The sequence below is a fragment of the Microvirga tunisiensis genome (assembly GCF_009296175.1).
Taxonomy (GTDB): Bacteria; Pseudomonadota; Alphaproteobacteria; order Rhizobiales; family Beijerinckiaceae; genus Microvirga; species Microvirga tunisiensis.
The window spans coordinates 1-5,204 of record NZ_VOSK01000389.1 but is presented as its reverse complement, the minus strand read 5'-3'; the positions used below and the strand labels follow the sequence as shown (position 1 = coordinate 5,204).

Annotated in this window: 5 protein-coding genes and 1 pseudogene; 2 read left to right on the top strand and 4 right to left on the bottom strand. The window is 58.6% G+C overall.

Annotated features, from left to right (window positions below; genetic code table 11):
* The first annotated feature begins 197 nt into the window (after positions 1–197).
* Positions 198–704: a hypothetical protein gene (locus tag FS320_RS37450; protein ID WP_152717376.1), complete on the top strand. Its 507-nt coding sequence runs from the start codon at positions 198–200 to the stop codon at positions 702–704.
* Positions 705–729: 25 nt separating this feature from the next.
* Here the strand turns inward: FS320_RS37450 and FS320_RS37445 are convergent, their stop codons facing one another.
* From FS320_RS37445 to FS320_RS37435, 3 genes are all read right to left on the bottom strand, one after another.
* A complete protein-coding gene (locus FS320_RS37445; RefSeq protein WP_152717375.1) occupies positions 730–1,248 on the bottom strand; it encodes a hypothetical protein in 519 nt (172 codons plus the stop codon).
* A gap of 59 nt (positions 1,249–1,307) precedes the next feature.
* A complete protein-coding gene (locus tag FS320_RS37440) occupies positions 1,308–1,493 on the bottom strand; it encodes a hypothetical protein (RefSeq protein ID WP_152717374.1) in 186 nt (61 codons plus the stop codon).
* A gap of 167 nt (positions 1,494–1,660) precedes the next feature.
* Positions 1,661–3,814, bottom strand: a complete 2,154-nt coding sequence (locus FS320_RS37435; RefSeq protein ID WP_162003491.1) for an EAL domain-containing protein — start codon at positions 3,812–3,814, stop codon at positions 1,661–1,663.
* A 45-nt stretch (positions 3,815–3,859) separates the two neighbouring features.
* Here FS320_RS37435 and FS320_RS51140 point away from each other — a divergent pair, with 45 nt between their 5' ends.
* On the top strand, positions 3,860–4,600 hold the full coding sequence (locus tag FS320_RS51140) for a hypothetical protein (protein ID WP_162003490.1): 741 nt from the start codon (positions 3,860–3,862) through the stop codon (positions 4,598–4,600).
* Between the two features lie 122 nt (positions 4,601–4,722).
* On the opposite strand, the pseudogene FS320_RS46470 reads toward FS320_RS51140, so the two are convergent.
* Positions 4,723–5,204: pseudogene (locus FS320_RS46470) on the bottom strand (MBL fold metallo-hydrolase); the annotation flags it as partial.

Here is a 5,204-nt window from a genome sequence, read left to right as displayed (position 1 = left end):
CTTCTTCCTGAAAATCAAGCACTTCAGACGCATCGCCACGCGCTACGAACAGACCCCACGGGCGTTTATGTCAATCCTTTGCCTCGTCAGCGCGTTCATCTGGACCAAATGAATGTCAACGCGCTCTAGCACTTACGCTCGAAAGGGGAACCTTGACCGCGAGGCGACGTTCCCATTCAGGGACATCAGGAACTCACATGCGGGCCGTTGATCTAAACAAAGCTGCTCAGGCGGGTTTGGCCGCACTCCTGCTCGGCGGGCCGATCCTGGTGAGTACAGCGGCCGCTGTAGCGGCGGATCTGCCTCCATACTTCGAGGATCAACAAGCGGTTCTGGAGCGCCTACCAGTCCGGCGTCGGCTTGCGGTCGAGGAAACTTATATTGCTCCACCGATTGAGCATAGGGTGATTGAACGCCGCGTGATCGAGCGCCGCTTTGTTAGAGGCTATGAAGGGCCAGCTCTGGTGCCGCAGCAGCCTCTGCCGATTGTGCCTCTGGAGGAGAGCGAAGGTTATGAGGGGCCGGCTTTGGTCCCTCCCCGGAATGTTCCGATTGTCTCTGTGCAGCCGGTCGTGCCTCTACCCGTATACCGGGAGAGAGTTGTAGGTATACCTGCGCCGGTTGAAGATTGCCGCGTTGTCGTAACGAAGCAGATTGGTGCCTACGGCGAGGTCACCGTGCGCAGAACCAGAATCTGCGACTGAGTACAGCTCACCGCAACCATAGCTCTTATCGTCCCCCTGGCTCCTGCAGAGAGATACCCGCCGGCACCTTCAGCTCGCCGTGTTCCTGATCCAGATCGATGAAGTGATTGTCCTTGGGGATGACCAGTCCCTCCCCGATCTTCGGCAGCTTGGATAGGGCGGTGCAGGTAATAGCCGAGCGCTCTCCCGACGAGGTCTCGCTACCAGAAAGCCGCACAGTCGCCTGCCCAGGACCTGAAAGGCTCCCCTCGATCCGGATGCTCTGATCCGGAAAGTCCCAGGTAAAGCGCTGGCCTGTCTGCTCCCACTTGCCCGGCCATTCGCCCGGTTTCGTCCGCGAGGCATCGAAAATGTAGGGGCTCACCTCACCATTCTCGAACTCTCCTCCCCCGACGCCGCCCCCTGGATAGAAAGTGATGACGAACTCAGACCGATCAGGGGCCCGGGTACATCGCCAGAGGGAGCCTGCAAGGCTCAAACCATCAGCTTTGGCTGTTGCTGACGCCAGAACAATCCCGATCGTGGTGAGCAGGAAGCTTCTCATGGGCTGTCTCCGATCAAGGACGGAGCAGCACCCTAGGCGGAGTTCCTTACCGAAATTTATCAGGCCGCTGGATTGGAGCGATCCGTGTTGCCGCCGCTGGATTCAAGGATGCACACCAGGGCGAAGAGGCTGATCACTGCCACCAGTTCCGCACCAGACAGGAGCCAGGAGGGAGCACTCCCCCGCAGCGGCCCAACCGCCACCAGCGAGAGGAGGAAAGCAACAACTGTGCTCCACATCAACATGCGACACCGTCCCTTCGAACGGGATGAAGCCTTAACCCATTGAATATGAACAGCCAATGACAGGCTCGTGGCATAACTAAGGAAAGCTTAGACGACCCAACGTGGGAGACATCCTTACAAGACCTAATCGATCTCCACCTTTGCCCAACAGTAGTGGCACGCGGGCATTACGCTTCGGCCCAGATTTCGTGATCTGCCATGATCGCATCGAAGGGCTCAGGTCTGTGGATCGCGTAGCCCTGGGCGAAGGTGATCCCCATGGATGAGACCAGCTCGAAGGTCGCCTGATCCTCGACGAACTCAGCAACCGTCTGCGCGCCGAGTTCTTTGGCAATCTGGTGAATGGATTTAACGATGTAGCGATCCACCGCATTTATCGTCATGTTGTGAACGAAGCTTCCATCGATCTTGACGATGTCGACCGGGAATTGGCGCAGGTAGTTGAACGAACTCAGGCCAACGCCGAAATCATCCAGCGCAATCTGGCACCCTATTTCACGCAGCCTGCCGACTGTCATAGCTGCCACGGCCATATTGCTGACCACGGCCGTTTCCGTGATCTCGAAGGCCAGGATTTCTGGCGCGATACCGGAAACCGCAAGGATATCACGCACGTAGGCCACGAACGAAGCATCGCCGATCGAGGCTGCCGACAGGTTGAGGTGGATCTGGGGATGCTGGTCAAGGCCACCTGCCCGTCCAATACAGGTCAGCGCTTCCCGTACCACCCAACGGTCGATTGCCCCAATGAGATCATACCGTTCTGCCGCCGGAATAAACACGGATGGCGGGATGATCGTCCCGTCCCTGTCTAGCATCCGACCCAGGATCTCATACCGCTCCTGGGTCGGATCCTCACACGCGACAATTCTTTGGGCAAACAGCCGTAACCGACCCTCTTCTATCGCCTGCTTGATCCCAGCCGCGACAGCGATCTCGCGGTGGCGATCGACCGCTTCGCTCTGCTCGGGTCGGTAAATGCTGACCCGGTTCCGTCCTGCCATCTTGGCCGTCAGGCAGGCAACATCCGCCTGAGCGAGGACAGCGCTTGGTGAACGGGTACTGGGCGTGATTTCGGTCACTCCGATGCTGGCCCCGACGCTATAACTGCGATCGTCCCATGGGAACTGGAGAGCTCTGGCCGCAGTATTGAGATCCTCAAGGATCACTGTCGCATCATCGAGCGAGCATCCGAGCAGGATGATGCCGAACTCATCCCCGCCGAGCCGGCCGATGACATCGCCTTCGCGCAGATAGTTTGGCAAGGCTCCTGCCACGCCCCGCAACAAGGCATCGCCGGCGACATGCCCGGCGGAATCGTTGATGATTTTCAACCGGTCGAGATCCACAAAGGCCAGGGCATGCTTAATGCCTGTGTCACGGCTTTCCGCTAGCGCCTCTTCAAGCTTCTGCTCGAAGGCTGATCGATTCAGGAGACCAGTCAGTTCGTCATGGGTGGCATTGTATCTAAGGCGCCCCTCGGCTTCGCGCCGGGCTGTAATGTCCTGGAATTGCACGATCATGTAGGTGGGCTTACTCGCCTCGTCACGCAGGAGAGAGGCAGACCTGAAGACCCAGACTTCCGTACCATCCTTGCGAACCAAGCGTCGTTCGCTTTCGACGACGTCGATCTCTCCTCTCAAGAGCGGGCCATCATCTGGCGGATCGTCATCCAGAGGGGTCAGGTCAGCGGCCGTCTTCGACAGCATCTCGCCTTCGGAAAATCCGAACAGCCGGCAGAAGGCCGAGTTGACCTTGAACACGGTCCCGTCGAGGTGCAGAAGCGCCGTTCCGATCCCGGCACCCTTCATGGCTCCGCGGAAGAGCGCTTCGTTGTGCAAAGCCTCCTGGTGCGCAACTCGCCTCCGGCGGAACTCACGCCGCAGGCTGAGGGCCAGCGCGATCATGGCTCCGGTCAGCACCAGCACTATGCCGCCAATCGTCAGAGCTCGGCTCCACCACGCAGCATAGACGTCCTGCAGTGAGCGTCCGACGCTGATTGTCATCGGGAAGTTGCCGACCTGGGTGAACGTGTACAACCGCGGGACGCCATCGACTGGCGAGGAACTGGCCTCGTACGATCCTGAACGTTGCTTCGGATAGTAGAGATAAATCTCCGCCTTGCTGACATCCGTGCCGAGACGCTTCTCGTTGAAGGGCTCCCGCACGAGCAGCTTCCTGTCCGCTCGCATGACCGACATGGAGCCATTCGGTCCAAGGTCCATCCTGCCAAACAGATCGGTGAAGTAGTCCAGACCCAGACCTACGTAGGCAATCCCAGCGAACCGGCCGTCCGGATGGGAGAGCCGCCGACTGAACACCAGGCCCCATCCAAGGCCAACCGGGCTCTTGATCGGCAGCGAAACATGAAGCCCTACATCTGGACGATCGCGGTGGACGGTAAAATACTGTTGCTTTGCGACGTTGATGATATTCTGGTCCATAAAACGGGAGTGATACCGAAGCCTCCCGTTTTCATCGATTACGGCAATGGCAGCGAAATATTGCGCCGTCGCAACCTGATCGAACAGCAGCTGGCGCTGAAGATCAGAACCCAGTTCAGTGAAGCCCGGCTGGTTGACCCGGTCGATAGCCTTCTGGATTGTAAGATCGATGATCTCGATGTTGCGGGAGATGTCTCGGCTCACCGAAGCAACAAGATTGCTTGCAGCCGCCCTCGCCTGATCAAACGCGTTCCCCCGTTCATCGTAGACGAGGGCCACGCAAAACAAGTTGAAGACCACAGCCAGAACCAGAACGTTCAGGACCGGGTTGCGAGCAAGCAGGTTCTTACACCAGGAAATAGAGGTCACGAGGGAATTTCTTGGAGAGGAGCATCGGGCGGGACTTCAACGACATGTGTGCATCACATGCCACAATATGGCCCTATCGAAATAGGCCAGAGACGCTTCTGGAAAGCCATATTATCAACCAAACGCGGCTACTTTCAAGAGAAGGTTGATCCCGCCGGCCTCGGTTCGGCGCATCTCGCGTCCAATCGCACAGCGGAACACTGGTGGGAACTGCAATGCTGGCGGTACGCGCGCCCACAAGGTCTTGGTCACCGGCCGTCCATTGCGCGTTTTTTCGTGGCACCTGGCGTGTGATGCCCCGCTGTGACTAGCGAAAGCCGATGGATCTGTCACAATGCCTGCTTGGATCTGTAGCCTGGCACCCAGGACAGAACACGGCTATCGAACAGCTGACGCGAGCTGCCAGACAGTAACGCCTACGACTTGAGCGAGTGATAGATCACCCGCACGAAATTCGCGTTCTGCTCCTCGGTTGCTCCGATCTTGGTGCCGATATCGGCGAAGGGCTTGGCCGCCACTGCCTCGTCGAGGCTCTTGCCCTCGGCAATCAGCGTCGCGACGCGATCCTGAGCGGTCACCAGCATGTCGCGGTAAGCTGCAATCCCGGCCCGATCAGTCAGCGGCCCGTGGCCGGGGATAACCTTGGTATCGTTGTTGGCCAGCGCGAGAAAGACATTCGTCGCGGCGACCATACCCTTGATGTTACCGCCGTTGGCGAAGTCGATGTTGGGATACCGTGCACCCAAAGTCACGATGTCGCCTGTTGCCAGGACATTCGCGTCGGGGAAGTACACATAGGTGTCGCCATCGGTGTGGGCATTGGCGAAATGCTTCAGGGCCGCCTCACGTCCGCCGACCTGCAGCGTCATCTCCGTCGCATAGATTCTGGTCGGGATCG

Bases quoted from the DNA above. Each gene is read 5' to 3' on its own strand.
- FS320_RS37450 (WP_152717376.1), top strand. From the start codon at position 198: ATGCGGGCCGTTGATCTAAACAAAGCTGCTCAGGCGGGTTTGGCCGCA.
- FS320_RS37440 (WP_152717374.1), bottom strand. From the start codon at position 1,493: ATGTTGATGTGGAGCACAGTTGTTGCTTTCCTCCTCTCGCTGGTGGCG.
- FS320_RS37445 (WP_152717375.1), bottom strand. From the start codon at position 1,248: ATGAGAAGCTTCCTGCTCACCACGATCGGGATTGTTCTGGCGTCAGCA.
- FS320_RS51140 (WP_162003490.1), top strand. From the start codon at position 3,860: ATGAAGCCCTACATCTGGACGATCGCGGTGGACGGTAAAATACTGTTG.